We start from the raw sequence: 14,097 nt of genomic DNA, 5'->3' as shown, positions 1-14,097 counted from the left end.
ACGATGATCAAGGTCGCCCTGCAACGTCTGCCCCATGGCGCCGACCTACCGCTGCCGGCCTATGAAACCGCAGGCGCCGCGGGGCTCGACCTGCGGGCGGCGATCCCGGATGGCCTCGTGCTGGCGCCGGGCGAGAGGACGCTGGTGCCGACCGGTCTGGCCATGCAATTGCCCGCCGGTTTCGAGGCTCAGGTGCGGCCGCGCTCCGGACTCGCCGTCCGGCACGGCGTCACCGTGCTGAACGCGCCCGGCACGGTCGACAGCGACTATCGCGGCGAGATCAAGGTGCCGCTGATCAACCATGGCGCCGAGCCCTTCCCGATCGCGCGCGGCGACCGCATCGCCCAGCTCGTGATCGCGTCGGTGGTCCAGGCCGAACTGGCCGAGGTTGCGACGCTCGATTCGACGGCGCGCGGCGCTGGCGGGTTCGGCTCGACGGGCATCAGCGGCAGCGTCAGCGATGGAGGCGTGCGATGATCCTGCTCTCCCGCCGCAGCCTGCTCGCCATCGCCGCGGTCGTCGACATCGCGCTGCATGCGCGGCCGGCGCCGGTCGCAGCCAAGATGCTCGCCGCACGGCACGACCTGCCGCCGCGCCATCTCGAGACGCTGCTGCAGACGCTCGTGCGCGTCGGCATCCTGAAGGGCGTGCGCGGCCCTCGCGGCGGCTACGAACTCGCCCGCGAGCGGCGGCGGATCACGGCCGGGGACATCGTGCGCGCCGCGACGCAGAGCACGGTCGAGGACGGATTGGGGCCCGCTCCGCAGTCACGGCTCGTCGACGAGGTGGTCGGGCCGGAGGTCGAGGCTGCTTCTGCCGCGTTCCTGGCGAGGCTCGACGATGTCACGGTCGAGGAATTGTGCCGGCGGGCGCAGGCCGGGGCCGTGTTCGGACAGAGCGGGACGACAACTGATTTCACTATCTAGACATGTGAAATATATCATTCATCGACATGTCATGTGAATTGACCTAGGGTCGCGACCGACGATCCGTCTCTTTGTTTTGTCGCATTTTCCTCACGCGAACCGGTGCCCACTTCGCTCGAAAATGCTCCAGGAGGATTCATTCATGGCTGATGCACAGAAGGCCCCGGGCCGCGGCCGCATCTACAACTCCATTACCGACACCATCGGCGATACTCCGCTGGTCAAGCTCAACCGGCTGCCGGCCGAGCGCGGCGTCAAGGCGACGATCCTCGCCAAGCTCGAATTCTTCAACCCGATATCGAGCGTGAAGGATCGCATCGGCGTCAACATGATCGACTCGCTCGAAGCTTCAGGCGCGCTGAAGCCGGGCGGCACGCTGATCGAGCCGACGTCGGGCAATACCGGCATCGCGCTCGCCTTCGTGGCGGCGGCGCGCGGCTATCGCCTGATCCTGGTCATGCCCGAGACGATGTCGCTTGAGCGACGCAAGATGCTGGCGCTGCTCGGCGCCGAACTCGTGCTGACCCCCGGCCCGGGTGGCATGCGCGGCGCGGTCGCCCGCGCCGAGGAACTCAAGAACGAGATCCCGGGCGCGATCATCCCGCAGCAGTTCGAGAACCCGGCCAATCCCGAGATCCACCGCAAGACCACGGCCGAGGAAATCTGGAACGACACCGACGGCAAGGTCGACATCGTCATCTCCGGCGTCGGAACCGGCGGCACCATCACCGGCGTCGGCCAGGTGCTGAAGGCCAAGAAGCCGGGCGTCAGGATGGTCGCGGTCGAGCCGGAGGATTCTCCTGTCCTGTCCGGCGGCCAGCCCGGCCCGCACAAGATCCAGGGCATCGGCGCGGGCTTCGTGCCGGGCGTGCTCGACCGCGGCGTCATCGACGAGGTGGTCACCGTCGGCAACCAGACCGCCTTCGAGACGGCGCGCGCGCTCGCCAAGAACGAGGGCATCCCGGCCGGCATCTCGTCCGGCGCGGCCATCGCGGCGGCGCTCGAAGTCGGGGCGCGGCCGGAGAACGCCGGCAAGACGATCGTAGTGATCATCCCGTCCTTCGCCGAGCGCTACATCTCCAGCGCGCTGTTCGACGGGTTGTGATTCCAACAGCCATCCAGATCGTCCGGCTGACCGAGGCGTTGCCGGACGATTTCGAGGCGCTGCGCAACGAGGCGAGCGCGGAAGCTTACGGCTTCATCGAAGGCCTGCGCGAAGAATGGCTGGCGGGCCGATATGGCGGCGAGGATGATCGCTTCGCCGCCTTCGCAGCCTTCCATGAGGGAGAGCTCGCCGGCATCGGCGCGGTGACGCCCGACCCCTACGACCCCGAGCCGGACCTCCTGCGGGTCCGGCACGTCTATGTCCGGCCGCTGCATCGCGGCGCCGGGATCGGCCGCACGCTCGCCGCAGCCCTCATCCAGCAGGGGCTCGCTCTGGCATCGCGCCTGTCGCTGCGCGCCGCCGGCCCGCAGGCGGCGGCGTTCTGGGAAGCGAATGGCTTCAGGCCCGATAGCGGCGGAACGCGGCGGTCACACCTGCTGACGCACTGAGCCTTCAAAATCCGCAGCAATTCTTATAATATTCAAATAGATGACTGGATTTCCTCAAGCGACTTCATAGCCAACCACGAGGGCTAAAGCGCGCTTTGGAGGCGAAGACTAGCGGGTCAGAACCAGCCTGTTGCCCCAGGGATCGGCAATGGACGGCGCGCCGTCGCCCTCGCTTCCACCGCTCGCCAGAATACGCTCGCGCATCGTCGCGAAATCCGCCTCGTCCCGCGCCACCAGCTCGAAGCGGTCGAGCCCGGCCTCGCCCGGACGTCGGGCGCCGGCGCCGCGGCTGCCCCAGATGTTGCCGGCGATGTGATGATGATAGCCGCCGCTGGCGAGGAAGCTCGCGCCCGGATAGCGCACCATCAGGTCGAGGCCCAGGAGATCGCGGTAGAAACCCTCGGCCGCCACCGTATCGCCGACACGCAGATGGATGTGGCCCATGCCGGTGCCGGCGGGCATGCCGGCATAAGGGCCGGCCGCTGCCTCGGCGAGCAGCCGGTCGAGATCGAGCCGATCGGTCGCCATGGCGATCCCGCCATCGGGCCGGCGCGGCCATTCGGCCCGGCGGCGGTCGCGGCAGATCTCGATGCCGTTGCCCTCGGGATCGGAAAGGTAGAGCGCCTCGCTGACGAGGTGGTCGGAAGCGCCTTCGAGCCGGACACCCGCCCCGGCCGCATGCTTCAGCCAGTCGGCGAGATCGCGTCGCGACGGCAGCAGGATCGCGAGATGGAAGAGGCCGGTGGCGGCGCTCGGCTGCGCCGCGCCGGCGACGAAACGGACCAGCACCCGGCCTTCAACGCCGAGCTCGACACTGCCTTCGCTCTCCGAAAGGAGCTTCAGGCCGATGGCGTCGCGGTAGAAGGCCGTGAGCCGCGGCAGGTCTCGGACGCGCAGCGTCACGGCGCCGATGTGATAGGGGGCATCATAGGCTTCGGGGCGGGCCGTGGCCTCGATCGTCGCAGCGGTTGCGGACATGGCAAATCCTTTCGCGGCAGCCATTCAGGAATTTCTACCCTGATGATGGCTATTTGGCCGCCGCTTGTCGCCCATCCGCCAGGCAAGGCTGCGATTGCAGGATTGCAATCCCGGGCCGGCTCAGCCCGGCCGCGGCCTGTCGATGGCGAAATGCCTGAACCAGCCTTCCTCGTGCCCCCGCACCAGCGCCCCGATGACGCGCGAGGCCATGAAGCTGAAGGTGATGCCGTTGCCGCCATAGCCATAGGCCGCGAGCATGCGCGGCTGGCCCGGCACCCGGCCGATCAGCGGCAGCCCGTCCTCTGTCTGGCCGAAGGCGCCGGACCAGGCATGGTTCAGTTCCAGCCGCGCTGCGGGGACCAGGGCGCGAAGCCGCGCGATCAAGGCCTCGGTCTTGGCGGGGCCGAGCGCCTCGCGCCGGGCGGGGTCGTCGATATCCTCATCCTCGCCGCCGAAGACGATGCGGCCTTCCGCCGTGGTGCGGCAGTAACAATAATCCTCCGACGCCTCCCAGACGAGCGCCGGACCCGGCCAGAGCGCCTGCGGCGGCTGGGGGAGGGTGGCGATCGCCCAGCTCGACGCGACGCTGTGAAGATCGTCGTTCACGCAATCGGGCATGACATAGCCGGTCGCCAGAACGAGGTGGCTCGCCTCGACGACAGCCCCACCGGCGAGGGTGATGGCAGCGGAGCGCGCAGTTCCGTCGAAGCCCACGGCCTCGTCCCGGACGATACGGGCGCCGCGCTCCGCCGCCCGGGCGAGCAGCGCGTGGCAGAGGCTCAGCGGGTCGACTTCGGCGGAGCCGGGCGAGACGATCGCCGCCTCACGATCGAAGCCGAAGGAACCCAGCAGCGCGGCGTGCTCCACGAGGTCGCTCGGCAGCCCGGCGCGCTGGCGCAGCTCCGTCTCGTCCCGCAATTCGCGCGCGCCAATCTCGGCAGCGGCGAGGTAGACCGTTCGTCGCGGGGCGAAACCACAAGGCAAAGCGAGCGTTGCGGCCAGCCGGTGCAGGCCTTCCACGGCCTCGAAGCTCAGCCGGTAGATCTCGGCGGCGCTCGCGAAGCCATAGAGCGCGGCGAGCTCGCGCAGCGGCAGGTCGATCTCCCATTGCAGCATCGCCGTCGAGGCGGCCGTGCTGCCGAAGCCCTCTCGCTCACGGTCGATCACCACGATATCGAGGCCGAGCGCCGTCATATGTTCTGCGACCAGCGCGCCGGTGATGCCGCCGCCGACGATGACCACGTCGCAACGCGTGTCCTGCTCGAGCGGCCGCCCGGCCGGGCGCAAGGCGCCGGGCTGCCACGGTCCGGCGCCGCTGCGGAGATCGGCGTGACGGGTGTCTTCCGGATCGAGCATGGCTACTCCGCTCTTGCAGGGCCGACACGGTCGGCCATGGTCGCGCCGCGCTGGCCGAGCGGCCGCGGCCGGCCCGTGGTGGTGTCGTGCGCGGTCTGGTGCTCCAGCTCGGCGTTGAACTCGGCTCCGGCGAGCACGATCGTCGCAGAGAGCCAGAGCCAGGTCATGAACACGACGACCGTGGCGAGCGAGCCGTAGGCCGCCGTGTAGTTGCCGAGCGTGCCGACATACCAGGAGAAGGCATAGGAGGCCGCGCCCCAGAACAGCGCCGCCAGCCCCGCCCCCGGCATGACCCAGACGAAGCGGGCGCGCTCGCGGCTCGGGCCGATCCAGTAGAGGCAGGCGATCGAGAGCGTGGCGATGACGAAGAAGGAGGGCCAGCGCACCAGCCGGATCATCCGCTCCAACTCGGATTGGAACGGGAAGAAGGCCGTCACCACCGGCAGGCTGGCGATGACGATCAGAGCTATCGTCAGCAGCACGATGCCGCTGACCGTGGTCAGGAGCGAGATGGCGTTGAGCTTGATGAAGCTGCGCTTCTCCGCCTCGCGATAGATGATGTTCAGCGCGTCGAAGAGCGCCTTCACGGCCGCATTGGCCGACCAGGTTGCGACGAGAAAGCTGATCAGGAAGGTCCATGACAGGCTGGCGCCGGACTGGCTGGCAAGCCGGATCGCCTGCTCGTGAATCAGTTCCTGCGCCGCGAGCGGAAACACCGTCGTGACGGCATCGAGCTGCGCCGCGATCGTCGCGGGGTCGGTGAAATAGCGGTAGATCGTGACGAGGAGCGAGAGCGCCGGCACCAGCGAGAGCAGGGTGAAGAAGGCGACAGCGCCGGCCAGCGAGCTCAGGCGGTTCTCCGCGACATTGGCGGCGAAGCGCAGCAGGACGTCCTTCCAGCCGAGCCAGGTCATCTGCAGCGGGGTGCGGGCCAGCCGGCCGCGAACCGCCTCGCGCCGGCGCCGGCCCGAACGTTCGGAGATCGCCCCGGAAATGTAGCCGAGCGCCACCCCCAAGCCGGCTGCGCCCGTGATCCGTTTCAGAAAAGCCATGTCTGGACAGAAATCTCCGCTGCCGGGAGCAGCTTGCGGCCAACCGGGCCCGGCCGCAATTGTTCCGCTACGCAGCCCATGAGCGCCATATGCCGGCTTAGCCGATTGTTAACCTTAATGCTTCGTTATGACGGGGCACGGCCGAGACGGGCCGGTGCGGATCAGTTGCTTCCGGACAGGCCCGATGACGACGCTCAGAACCGCCCTGACGGGCCTCGCGCTTCTGCTTTCCTCAGCCGCTGGCGCGGCCGACCTGCGCGGCAGCGTCGCGTTGCCGCCCGCCCCCGAGCTGCCGGCGCTCTATGACTGGAGCGGCTTCTATGTCGGCCTGCAGGGCGGCTATGGCTGGGGCAGCAACCGGGTCAGGATCGGCGGGGCGACAGGCCCCTTCGCGCCGATGAGCTTTCGCATCGACGACAATCTCGGCTTCGGCGGCGTTCATGCCGGCCTCAATTACCAGATGGGCAGCATCGTCCTCGGCGTCGAAGGCGATGTCGAGGTGCTCCAGGGCTCGGGGCGCTTCACCGCCGGCGGCCTCAACGGCCGCATCACGCAGGACTGGCAGGGCGCGCTGCGCGCGCGCATCGGCTACGCCTTCGACCGCCTGATGATCTACGGCACGGGCGGCGCCTCCTTCACCGAATATGAGCGGCGTGTCTATGACGGGGCGGGGCTGAGCGAGCGGCTGACCGCCGCGCGCACGGGCTGGAACATCGGCGCCGGTGTCAATTTCGCGCTGACCGAAAGCGTGATCCTGGGCGCGGAATATCGCTACACCGATTTCGGCCGCAACCGCTTCACGAGCTCGGGCGCCTTCACCGGCCTGACCGGCAGCCAGGAACTGGCGACGCAATCCGCCCGCGCCAGCATCGCCTACAAGTTCTGAGAGCTCGCCCCTGCCGTCATGCTCGGGCTTGACCCGAGCATCTCTGGAAAAGAGGGCGCCTTCTGCGGCACGAGATTCTCGGACCAAGCCCGAGAATGACGCGTGCTAGAAACCCGTGCGCTGGCGGATCGCGGCGGCGAGCGTACCGTCGTCGAGATAGTCGAGCTCGCCGCCTACCGGCACGCCATGGGCCAGCTTCGTCACCTTGACGGGCAGATGGGCCAGCAGGTCGGTGATGAAATGCGCCGTGGTCTGGCCGTCGACCGTGGCGCTCAGCGCGAGGATGATCTCCTTCACTGCCGGATCGGAGGCGCGCGCCACCAGCGCATCGAGCGTCAGATGCTCGGGCCGGACGCCGTCCAGCGCCGAGAGCACGCCGCCCAGCACGTGATAGCGGCCGGCGACCGCGCCGGAGCGCTCCAGCGCCCAGAGATCGGAGATATCGGCGACGACGACGATCAGGCTGTCGTCGCGGCGCGGATCGGTGCAGAGGCCGCAAGGATCGCTGGTGTCGACATTGCCGCAGCGCGAGCAGACGACGATGCGCTCGCGCGCCACGGCCATCGCCTCGGATAGCGGGCCGAGCAACTGCTCGCGCTTCTTGACGAGGTGCAGAGCCGCACGCCGGGCCGAGCGCGGCCCGAGCCCCGGCAGCTTGGCCAGGAGCTGGATCAGTCTTTCGATCTCGGGACCGGCGATGGCGCGGGACATGTCGCTACGCCGTCATTCCGGGGCGGCCGCAGGCCGAACCCGGAACCCCGAAATGACAGGCGTTGGCTCGCACGCTCAAAACAGCTTCATGCCGGGCGGGATCGGCAGGCCCTTGGTGATCTCGGCCATGCGCTCCTGCATGACGCGCTCGCCGCGGCCGCGTGCATCGTTGGCGGCGGCGACGATCAGATCCTCGAGGATCTCGCGCTCGTCCGGCACCATCAGGCTGGGGTCGATCCTGACGCCCTTGAGCGCGCCCTTGGCCGTCATCGTCACCTTGACCATGCCGCCGCCGGCCGCACCCTCGACCTCGATGGTGTCGAGCTCGGCCTGCATGTCGGCCATCTTCTGCTGCATCTGCTGTGCCTGCTTCATCAGGCCCATCATGTCACGCACGGGAAATCCTCCTCGAAAGCTTCAGAAATCGATGCCGTCGAAATCCGGCTCGGCATCGTCGAACAGCGGCTCGGCATCCGGCAGGTATTCGTCCGCGGACGGCTGGGCAGCAGCGTTCTCCGCCGCCTCCAGCGCGCGCGGATCGCGGACATCGACGATTCGGGCGCCGGGAAAGCGTTCCAGCACGGCCTTCACCGAGGGATGCGCCGCCGCGTCGTTCTCGCGCTGATCCTTGGCGGCGGCGGCCTGCTCGCGCAGCGTGGCGCCGCCCTCCTCGTTGACGATCGCGACCATCCAGGTCTGGCCGGTCCACTCCTTGAGGCGGCGAGACAAGTCCTGCGCCAGCGTGCGCGAGGCGCCCTCGGCCAGCGAGAACTCGATGCGGCCGGCTTCGAAGCGCACCGGGCGGACATCGCGCTCGAGCGCGAGCTTCAGGCCGATGTCGCGGTTCTGCGAAGCGAGGGCGATGACATCCTCAAGGCTGGCGACGATCGCGGCAGGCGCCGCGACCGCGCGTGCGACCGGAGCCGGCGCGGGATTGGCGCTGGCGAGGATCGGCCGCGCCGCAAGCGCCGTGTTGCCGCCGCCGATTGGCGGGCGCGGCATGCCGCCACCACCGTTTCCGTTGCCGGAGGGGATGGCGCCCGAGCCGTCGCGCAGCATCTTCAGCGCCTCGTCCGGCGTCGGCAGGTCGGCAGCGTGGGCGAGGCGCACCAGCACCATCTCCGCCGCCATGACCGGCCGGTCGGCCTGCTTCACCTCGCTGATGCCCTTGAGCAGGAGCTGCCAGGTACGCGCGAGCACGCGGATCGAGAGGCGCTGGGCGAAATCGCCGCCGCGGACCCGCTCGGCCTGGGCGAGGCTGTTGTCCTTGACCGCATCCGGAACGAGCTTCAGCCGCGTCACCAGATGGGTGAATTCGGCGAGATCGTTCAGCACCACGACCGGGTCGGCGCCGGCATCATACTGGGCGCGCAGCTCGCCGAGCGCAGCGGCGATGTCGCCCTTCATCACGGCTTCGAAGAGGTCGATGACACGGGCCCGGTCGGCGAGGCCGAGCATGGCGCGGATATCATCGAGCGTGATGCGGCCTGCGGCATGCGCGATAGCCTGGTCGAGGATCGAGAGCGAGTCGCGGACCGAGCCTTCCGCGGCGCGGGCGATGGCCGCCAAGGCTTCATCCTCGGCATCGACGCCCTCGGCCCGGCAGATGCCGGAGAGATGGGCGACGAGCTGGTCCGCCTCGACCCGGCGCAGATCGAAGCGCTGGCAGCGCGAGAGCACCGTGATCGGCACCTTGCGGATCTCGGTCGTCGCGAAGATGAACTTCGCGTGCGGCGGCGGCTCCTCCAGCGTCTTCAGGAAGGCGTTGAAGGCGCCGGTCGAGAGCATGTGCACCTCGTCGACGATATAGACCTTGTAGCGGGCCGAGACCGGGGCATAGCGCACCGCGTCGTTGATCTGGCGGATGTTGTCGACGCTGTTGTTGGAGGCGGCGTCGATCTCCATCACGTCGATATGCCGGCCCTCGACGATTTCGCGGCAATGGATGCCGAATTCGCGCAGATCCGTGGTCGGCGCGCCGGCGCCGTTGGCCGTCTGGTAGTTGAGCGCGCGGGCGAGGATGCGTGCGGTGGTGGTCTTGCCCACGCCGCGCACGCCGGTCAGCATCCAGGCCTGCGGGATGCGGCCGGCCGCGAAGGCGTTGGTGAGGGTGCGCACCATCGCGCCCTGGCCGATCAGATCGCCGAAATGCGCCGGACGGTATTTGCGGGCGAGCACACGGTATGGCGTCGGCCCAGCCGTCGCCGCCGGCACGGGCGCCGGATCGAAACCGGCAAAGCCCGGTTCGTCAGCGGAGGCGGCATCGATCTCGTCGGTCATGAAGCTGGTTTCGCCAATCGGGAGGCGAGGGTCAATGGCGCCGCGCCGGCTCCGCAGTTCGGTCCGGCGCTTTGATGGCGCAACGGTGGGAGGCTGGACGAAGACCCGTTCGGTCTCGTTAGGGCTGCTTCCTTCCGGACCTGACCCGGTTGGCGAGTGAGACGTCCCTCGCCAACCTCCCGCCCGCTATATCGGGGATGTCGACCGGAATCGCAAGCCGGCAGAAAAAGGCCGCGAAACCTTGCCGCAGGACAGGGTTCGGCCGCGACTTTGGCGTTGACTTGGCGTCGTCCATCCGTCATAAGCCCGCGACTTGCGCAGCCGTAAGGCGGCGCCGACCCTTATCGCATGACAGGCTCGGTTGGCCATGCTTTCCCCGGGAAAGCCGCGGCCGTCGTGCTCATAAAGGCCCCGGAGACGGACCGTGAAGAGAACCTATCAACCCAGCAAGCTGGTTCGCAAGCGCCGCCACGGCTATCGCGCCCGCATGGCGACCAAGGGTGGCCGCAAGGTCATCGCCGCCCGCCGCGCCCACGGCCGCAAGCGCCTGTCGGCCTGACGAGCCAAGGCGCGCGACGCGCCGGTTCCGGAAGACTGGCCAATCGCCATGCGCCTCGCCCGTCTGACGCAACGCAAAGAATTCCTGGCGGCGGCCGAGCATGGCCGCCGTTTTCGTTCGCCTGCCTTCCTGGTGCAGGTGCGTGACGCCGCGCCCAAAGAAGACGGCGAAGGCGAAGAGCCGCGTGGCTTACGCCTCGGGCTGACCGCCTCGCGCAAGACCGGCAACGCCGTGAAGCGCAACCGCATCCGCCGCCGCCTGCGCGCCGCCGCGGCCCAGGCCCTGCGCGAACAGACCCACAAGCCCTGTGATGTCGTGATCATCGCGCGCTCCGAAGTGCTCGGTGCTGATTTTCACGCACTCGTGGCCGATCTTTCGATTGCCATCGACCGGGCAAAGCCCCAAAAGCCGCATTCAAAGCCCGGTGCCAACCGCCCTCCCGGCGCGGGACGGCGCGGCTAGCCTGACGACGCGCCTTCCCGAACCTGCCGGACCAAGCGAGATCCGTTTCCGATCATGATGAAAGAAGACAACCGCAATCTGCTTCTCGCGATCGTCCTATCGGTGGTCGTGCTGCTCGGCTGGCAGTTCTTCTACGCCAAGCCGCAGATCGACAAGCAGCAGGAGATCGCACGCCAGAACCAGCAGGCCCAGAGCCAGCAGGTTCCCGCGGCCTCCGGCTCCACTCCGGCGCCGTCCACGCCCGGCCAGCCGGCCGGCTCCGCTGCTCCGGGCACTGCTGCGACGCAGGGCTTCGGCACGCGCGAGCAGGCGCTGGCGGCGAGCCAGCGCGTGCGCATCGACACGCCGAAGATCGTGGGTTCACTCTCGCTGACCGGCGCGCGCATCGACGACGTCTCGCTCAAGGCCTATCGCGAGACGGTCGACCCCAACAGCGCCAACATCGTGCTGCTCTCGCCGGCCGGCGGACCGAGTGCCTATTACTCGGACTTCGGCTGGGTCGCGGCTCCGGGCAGCAATGTCGCGCTGCCGAACGCGACGACGGTGTGGAGCGCCGACGGACCGGTGCTGACCCCCGCCAAGCCGGTGACGCTGAGCTGGGACAACGGCCAGGGCCTCGTCTTCAAGCGCATCATCAGCGTCGACAACAATGCAATGTTCACGATCCGCGACGAGGTCGAGAACAGGGGTTCCGCCGCCGTGACGCTGTTCCCCTACGGGCAGGTCGTCCGCCAGGGGAAGCCCGCGACGCTGGGCTACTACGTGCTGCATGAGGGCCTCGTCGGCAATCTCGGCGAACAGGGCCTGCAGGAATACACCTACGACAAGCTCGACAAGGAGCCGCTGCTCTCGCCGGGCACGACCGGCAAGAGCTGGAAGGACGCGGTCGGCGGGTTCGTCGGCATCACCGACAAATACTGGGCCGCCGCCGTCATCCCGGACCAGAACCGGAAATATGAAGGCCGCTATTCCGCGGTCCAGACCGGCACGGGCCATACCTATCAGGCCGATTTCCTGGGTGAGAGCCTCGTCATCGCGCCGGGCGCCACCGCATCTTCCGACGCCCGGCTCTTCGCCGGCGCCAAGGAAGTCGCGGCCATCGACGGCTATGAGAAGAACCTCGGCATCAAGCGCTTCGAGCTGCTGATCGACTGGGGCTGGTTCTATTTCATCACCAAGCCGCTCTTCTTCGTGCTCGACTGGATCTACAAGCACACCGGTAATTTCGGCGTCGCGATCCTGCTCGTCACGGTGCTGCTGAAGATCCTGTTCTTCCCGCTCGCCAACAAGTCCTACGCCTCGATGGCGAAGATGAAGGCGCTGCAGCCGGAGATGGTGGCGATCCGCGAGCGCTATGCGGACGACAAGATGAAGCAGCAGCAGGCGCTGATGGAGCTGTACAAGACGCAGAAGATCAACCCGATCGCCGGCTGCTGGCCGGTGCTGCTGCAAATCCCGGTGTTCTTCGCGCTCTACAAGATCCTGTTCATCACCATCGAGATGCGGCACGCGCCGTTCTTCGGCTGGATCCACGATCTCGCCGCGCCGGACCCGACGAACCTGTTCAACCTGTTCGGGCTGCTGCCGTTCACCCCGCCGGCCATGCTGCATCTGGGCCTGTGGCCGATCATCATGGGCATCACGATGTTCATCCAGATGAAGATGAACCCGGAGCCGCCGGACCCGGTGCAGAAGATGATGTTCACCTGGATGCCGGTGTTCTTCACCTTCCTGCTCGGCTCGTTCCCGGCCGGCCTGGTGATCTACTGGAGCTGGAACAACCTGCTCTCCGTGCTCCAGCAGGGCTACATCATGCGCAAGCACGGGGTGAAGATCGAGCTGTTCGACAACCTCAAGGGGATGTTCGGCAAAAAGCCAGCGGAAGCGACAGCCGCCGCGGAGCCGAAGCCGGCCAACACCAACAAGAAGTGAGAGATCGAAGGGCGGGGTTTCCCGCCCTTCGCTTTTCAGATCATGCCCCTGCCCGACCCGCTGACACGCCACCCCATTCCCGGCTGGAAAGGCACTGCCTTCCTGAAGGCCGTCGTCGACCATCCGCTGATCGAGGTCGGCGACTACGGCTATTATGACGACTCGCGCGGGCCGGAGCATTTCGTCGCCCGCTGCGTGCGCTATCATTTCGACTTCATCGGCGACCGGCTGATCATCGGGAAGTTCGTCGCCATCGCCCAGGCGGCGCAGTTCATCATGAATGGCGCCAACCACCCGCTCGGCGGGTTCTCAACCTTTCCTTTCCAGATGTTCGGCCTCGGCGATCCGGAATCCCTCAAGCGGCCCGGCCCCAACAACCGCGGCGACATGGTGATCGGAAACGACGTCTGGATCGGGCGGGAGGCGGTCATCATGCCGGGCGTCACGGTCAGCGACGGCGCCGTCATCGGCACGCGGGCGCAGGTGACCAAGGACGTGCCACCCTATGCGGTGGTCGCCGGCAATCCGGGGCGGATCGTCAAGATGCGCTTCGGGCCGGAGGTCGTCTCCGAACTGCTGGCGATCCGCTGGTGGGACTGGGATGCGGAGACAATCGCGCGGAATCTCGCGGCGATCCAGGGCGCCGACATCGACGCGCTGCGCTCAGCCGTGTAGGCAGGCCCCATGACCGATCAAACCGCCAGCTCCTTCACCGAGGACGAGCTCGAATCCGCCCGCAAGCTCTTCGAGGGACCGTGGGACTTCGTCTGGGCCTCGACCAAGATCGACGACCTGCCACCGATGGTGGGGCAGGAGATCGCCTTCGCCGGGCGCTCCAATGTCGGCAAGTCGAGCCTGATCAACGCGCTGACGCGGCGCAACGCGCTGGCGCGGACCTCGCACACGCCGGGCCGGACGCAACAGCTCAACTTCTTCCGGCAGGTCGACCATGATGAACGCCTGACCATCGTCGACATGCCGGGCTACGGCTATGCCGCCGTCGGCAAGGACAAGGTCGCGGCCTGGACCAACCTGATCCACGACTATCTGCGCGGCCGCTCCAACCTGATGCGCGTCTATGTGCTGATCGACGCGCGCCACGGCATCAAGGACGTCGACGGCGCGGTGCTGGAGACGCTCGACAAGTCCGCCGTCTCCTATCAGGTCGTGCTGACCAAGGCCGACGCGCTGAAGAAGACCGAGCAGGAGGCAATCGTCGAGAAGACGCTCGCGGCGATCAAGCGCCGGGCGGCGGCCTTCCCGGAGATTCTGCTGACCTCCAGCGAGAAGGGCACCGGCATTCCGGAATTCCGCGCTGCCATTGCCCGCGCGCTGTCCGAGCGGAGCTGACGCCACGCCGGACGGCGCGGCGATCGCATCCACCCTATCTTTACGGCCAGA

Annotated in this window: 16 protein-coding genes and 1 other RNA gene; 10 read left to right on the top strand and 7 right to left on the bottom strand. The window is 67.8% G+C overall.

Annotation, left to right across the window (positions count from 1 at the left end):
* The first annotated feature begins 3 nt into the window (after positions 1-3).
* The 4 genes from dut to BoBH3_RS17210 all read left to right on the top strand — a co-directional run bounded on the left by dut (position 4) and on the right by BoBH3_RS17210 (position 2,480).
* The gene (gene dut, locus BoBH3_RS17225; protein ID WP_262332066.1) at positions 4-477 is read left to right on the top strand and encodes a dUTP diphosphatase; all 474 of its coding nucleotides are present in this window, start codon (positions 4-6) and stop codon (positions 475-477) included.
* The gene (locus BoBH3_RS17220; protein ID WP_262332065.1) at positions 474-926 is read left to right on the top strand and encodes an RrF2 family transcriptional regulator; all 453 of its coding nucleotides are present in this window, start codon (positions 474-476) and stop codon (positions 924-926) included. Before dut ends, BoBH3_RS17220 begins: the two co-directional genes overlap by 4 nt.
* A gap of 142 nt (positions 927-1,068) precedes the next feature.
* Positions 1,069-2,031 carry a cysteine synthase A gene (gene cysK, locus BoBH3_RS17215; protein WP_262332064.1) on the top strand — a complete coding sequence of 321 codons (963 nt, stop codon included), beginning with the start codon at positions 1,069-1,071 and terminating at the stop codon, positions 2,029-2,031.
* Entirely contained in the window at positions 2,028-2,480 is a 453-nt protein-coding gene (locus BoBH3_RS17210; RefSeq protein WP_262332063.1) for a GNAT family N-acetyltransferase, read from the top strand. Before cysK ends, BoBH3_RS17210 begins: the two co-directional genes overlap by 4 nt.
* Before the next feature lie 108 nt (positions 2,481-2,588).
* Here the strand turns inward: BoBH3_RS17210 and BoBH3_RS17205 are convergent, their stop codons facing one another.
* The 3 genes from BoBH3_RS17205 to BoBH3_RS17195 form a co-directional block, all read right to left on the bottom strand.
* Positions 2,589-3,458 (bottom strand): VOC family protein, encoded by an 870-nt coding sequence (locus BoBH3_RS17205; RefSeq protein ID WP_262332062.1) that lies wholly within the window; start codon positions 3,456-3,458, stop codon positions 2,589-2,591.
* Positions 3,459-3,578: 120 nt separating this feature from the next.
* Positions 3,579-4,814 (bottom strand): NAD(P)/FAD-dependent oxidoreductase, encoded by a 1,236-nt coding sequence (locus BoBH3_RS17200; RefSeq protein WP_262332061.1) that lies wholly within the window; start codon positions 4,812-4,814, stop codon positions 3,579-3,581.
* Positions 4,815-4,816: 2 nt separating this feature from the next.
* Complete coding sequence (locus BoBH3_RS17195) at positions 4,817-5,866, bottom strand: YihY/virulence factor BrkB family protein (protein ID WP_262332060.1); 1,050 nt, start codon at positions 5,864-5,866, stop codon at positions 4,817-4,819.
* A gap of 184 nt (positions 5,867-6,050) precedes the next feature.
* Here BoBH3_RS17195 and BoBH3_RS17190 point away from each other — a divergent pair, with 184 nt between their 5' ends.
* Complete coding sequence (locus BoBH3_RS17190) at positions 6,051-6,752, top strand: outer membrane protein (RefSeq protein ID WP_262332059.1); 702 nt, start codon at positions 6,051-6,053, stop codon at positions 6,750-6,752.
* Positions 6,753-6,857: 105 nt separating this feature from the next.
* Here the strand turns inward: BoBH3_RS17190 and recR are convergent, their stop codons facing one another.
* From recR to ffs, 4 genes are all read right to left on the bottom strand, one after another.
* Positions 6,858-7,463: a recombination mediator RecR gene (gene recR, locus BoBH3_RS17185; RefSeq protein ID WP_262332058.1), complete on the bottom strand. Its 606-nt coding sequence runs from the start codon at positions 7,461-7,463 to the stop codon at positions 6,858-6,860.
* A gap of 75 nt (positions 7,464-7,538) precedes the next feature.
* Positions 7,539-7,859 (bottom strand): YbaB/EbfC family nucleoid-associated protein, encoded by a 321-nt coding sequence (locus BoBH3_RS17180; protein WP_262332057.1) that lies wholly within the window; start codon positions 7,857-7,859, stop codon positions 7,539-7,541.
* Between the two features lie 21 nt (positions 7,860-7,880).
* Entirely contained in the window at positions 7,881-9,743 is a 1,863-nt protein-coding gene (locus tag BoBH3_RS17175) for a DNA polymerase III subunit gamma/tau (RefSeq protein WP_262332056.1), read from the bottom strand.
* An 84-nt stretch (positions 9,744-9,827) separates the two neighbouring features.
* An RNA gene (gene ffs / locus BoBH3_RS17170) (signal recognition particle sRNA small type) lies at positions 9,828-9,924 on the bottom strand.
* A gap of 243 nt (positions 9,925-10,167) precedes the next feature.
* On the opposite strand from ffs, the gene rpmH reads away from it, so the two are divergent.
* From rpmH to yihA, 5 genes are read left to right on the top strand one after another with little or no spacing between them, the layout of a single operon-like run.
* Complete coding sequence (gene rpmH, locus BoBH3_RS17165; protein ID WP_038364779.1) at positions 10,168-10,302, top strand: 50S ribosomal protein L34; 135 nt, start codon at positions 10,168-10,170, stop codon at positions 10,300-10,302.
* Between the two features lie 48 nt (positions 10,303-10,350).
* The gene (rnpA, locus tag BoBH3_RS17160; RefSeq protein ID WP_262332055.1) at positions 10,351-10,764 is read left to right on the top strand and encodes a ribonuclease P protein component; all 414 of its coding nucleotides are present in this window, start codon (positions 10,351-10,353) and stop codon (positions 10,762-10,764) included.
* 57 nt (positions 10,765-10,821) lie between these two features.
* Positions 10,822-12,696 (top strand): membrane protein insertase YidC, encoded by a 1,875-nt coding sequence (gene yidC / locus BoBH3_RS17155; protein ID WP_262332546.1) that lies wholly within the window; start codon positions 10,822-10,824, stop codon positions 12,694-12,696.
* 42 nt (positions 12,697-12,738) lie between these two features.
* Positions 12,739-13,371 (top strand): CatB-related O-acetyltransferase, encoded by a 633-nt coding sequence (locus BoBH3_RS17150; protein WP_262332054.1) that lies wholly within the window; start codon positions 12,739-12,741, stop codon positions 13,369-13,371.
* Between the two features lie 9 nt (positions 13,372-13,380).
* Positions 13,381-14,046 carry a ribosome biogenesis GTP-binding protein YihA/YsxC gene (gene yihA / locus BoBH3_RS17145; RefSeq protein ID WP_262332053.1) on the top strand — a complete coding sequence of 222 codons (666 nt, stop codon included), beginning with the start codon at positions 13,381-13,383 and terminating at the stop codon, positions 14,044-14,046.
* Positions 14,047-14,097: the final 51 nt, after the last annotated feature.

It is taken from the genome of Allobosea sp. BH3 (assembly GCF_025499465.1).
Lineage (GTDB): Bacteria > Pseudomonadota > Alphaproteobacteria > Rhizobiales > Beijerinckiaceae > Allobosea.
The sequence above is the reverse complement of the archived record's forward strand: the minus strand, read 5'-3'. Positions and strand labels throughout refer to the sequence as shown.

Coding starts and splice junctions, on each gene's coding strand:
- dut (WP_262332066.1), top strand. CDS start 4: ATGATCAAGGTCGCCCTGCAACGTCTGCCCCATGGCGCCGACCTACCG.
- BoBH3_RS17220 (WP_262332065.1), top strand. CDS start 474: ATGATCCTGCTCTCCCGCCGCAGCCTGCTCGCCATCGCCGCGGTCGTC.
- cysK (WP_262332064.1), top strand. CDS start 1,069: ATGGCTGATGCACAGAAGGCCCCGGGCCGCGGCCGCATCTACAACTCC.
- BoBH3_RS17205 (WP_262332062.1), bottom strand. CDS start 3,458: ATGTCCGCAACCGCTGCGACGATCGAGGCCACGGCCCGCCCCGAAGCC.
- BoBH3_RS17200 (WP_262332061.1), bottom strand. CDS start 4,814: ATGCTCGATCCGGAAGACACCCGTCACGCCGATCTCCGCAGCGGCGCC.
- BoBH3_RS17195 (WP_262332060.1), bottom strand. CDS start 5,866: ATGGCTTTTCTGAAACGGATCACGGGCGCAGCCGGCTTGGGGGTGGCG.
- BoBH3_RS17190 (WP_262332059.1), top strand. CDS start 6,051: ATGACGACGCTCAGAACCGCCCTGACGGGCCTCGCGCTTCTGCTTTCC.
- recR (WP_262332058.1), bottom strand. CDS start 7,463: ATGTCCCGCGCCATCGCCGGTCCCGAGATCGAAAGACTGATCCAGCTC.
- BoBH3_RS17175 (WP_262332056.1), bottom strand. CDS start 9,743: ATGACCGACGAGATCGATGCCGCCTCCGCTGACGAACCGGGCTTTGCC.
- rnpA (WP_262332055.1), top strand. CDS start 10,351: ATGCGCCTCGCCCGTCTGACGCAACGCAAAGAATTCCTGGCGGCGGCC.
- yidC (WP_262332546.1), top strand. CDS start 10,822: ATGAAAGAAGACAACCGCAATCTGCTTCTCGCGATCGTCCTATCGGTG.
- BoBH3_RS17150 (WP_262332054.1), top strand. CDS start 12,739: ATGCCCCTGCCCGACCCGCTGACACGCCACCCCATTCCCGGCTGGAAA.
- yihA (WP_262332053.1), top strand. CDS start 13,381: ATGACCGATCAAACCGCCAGCTCCTTCACCGAGGACGAGCTCGAATCC.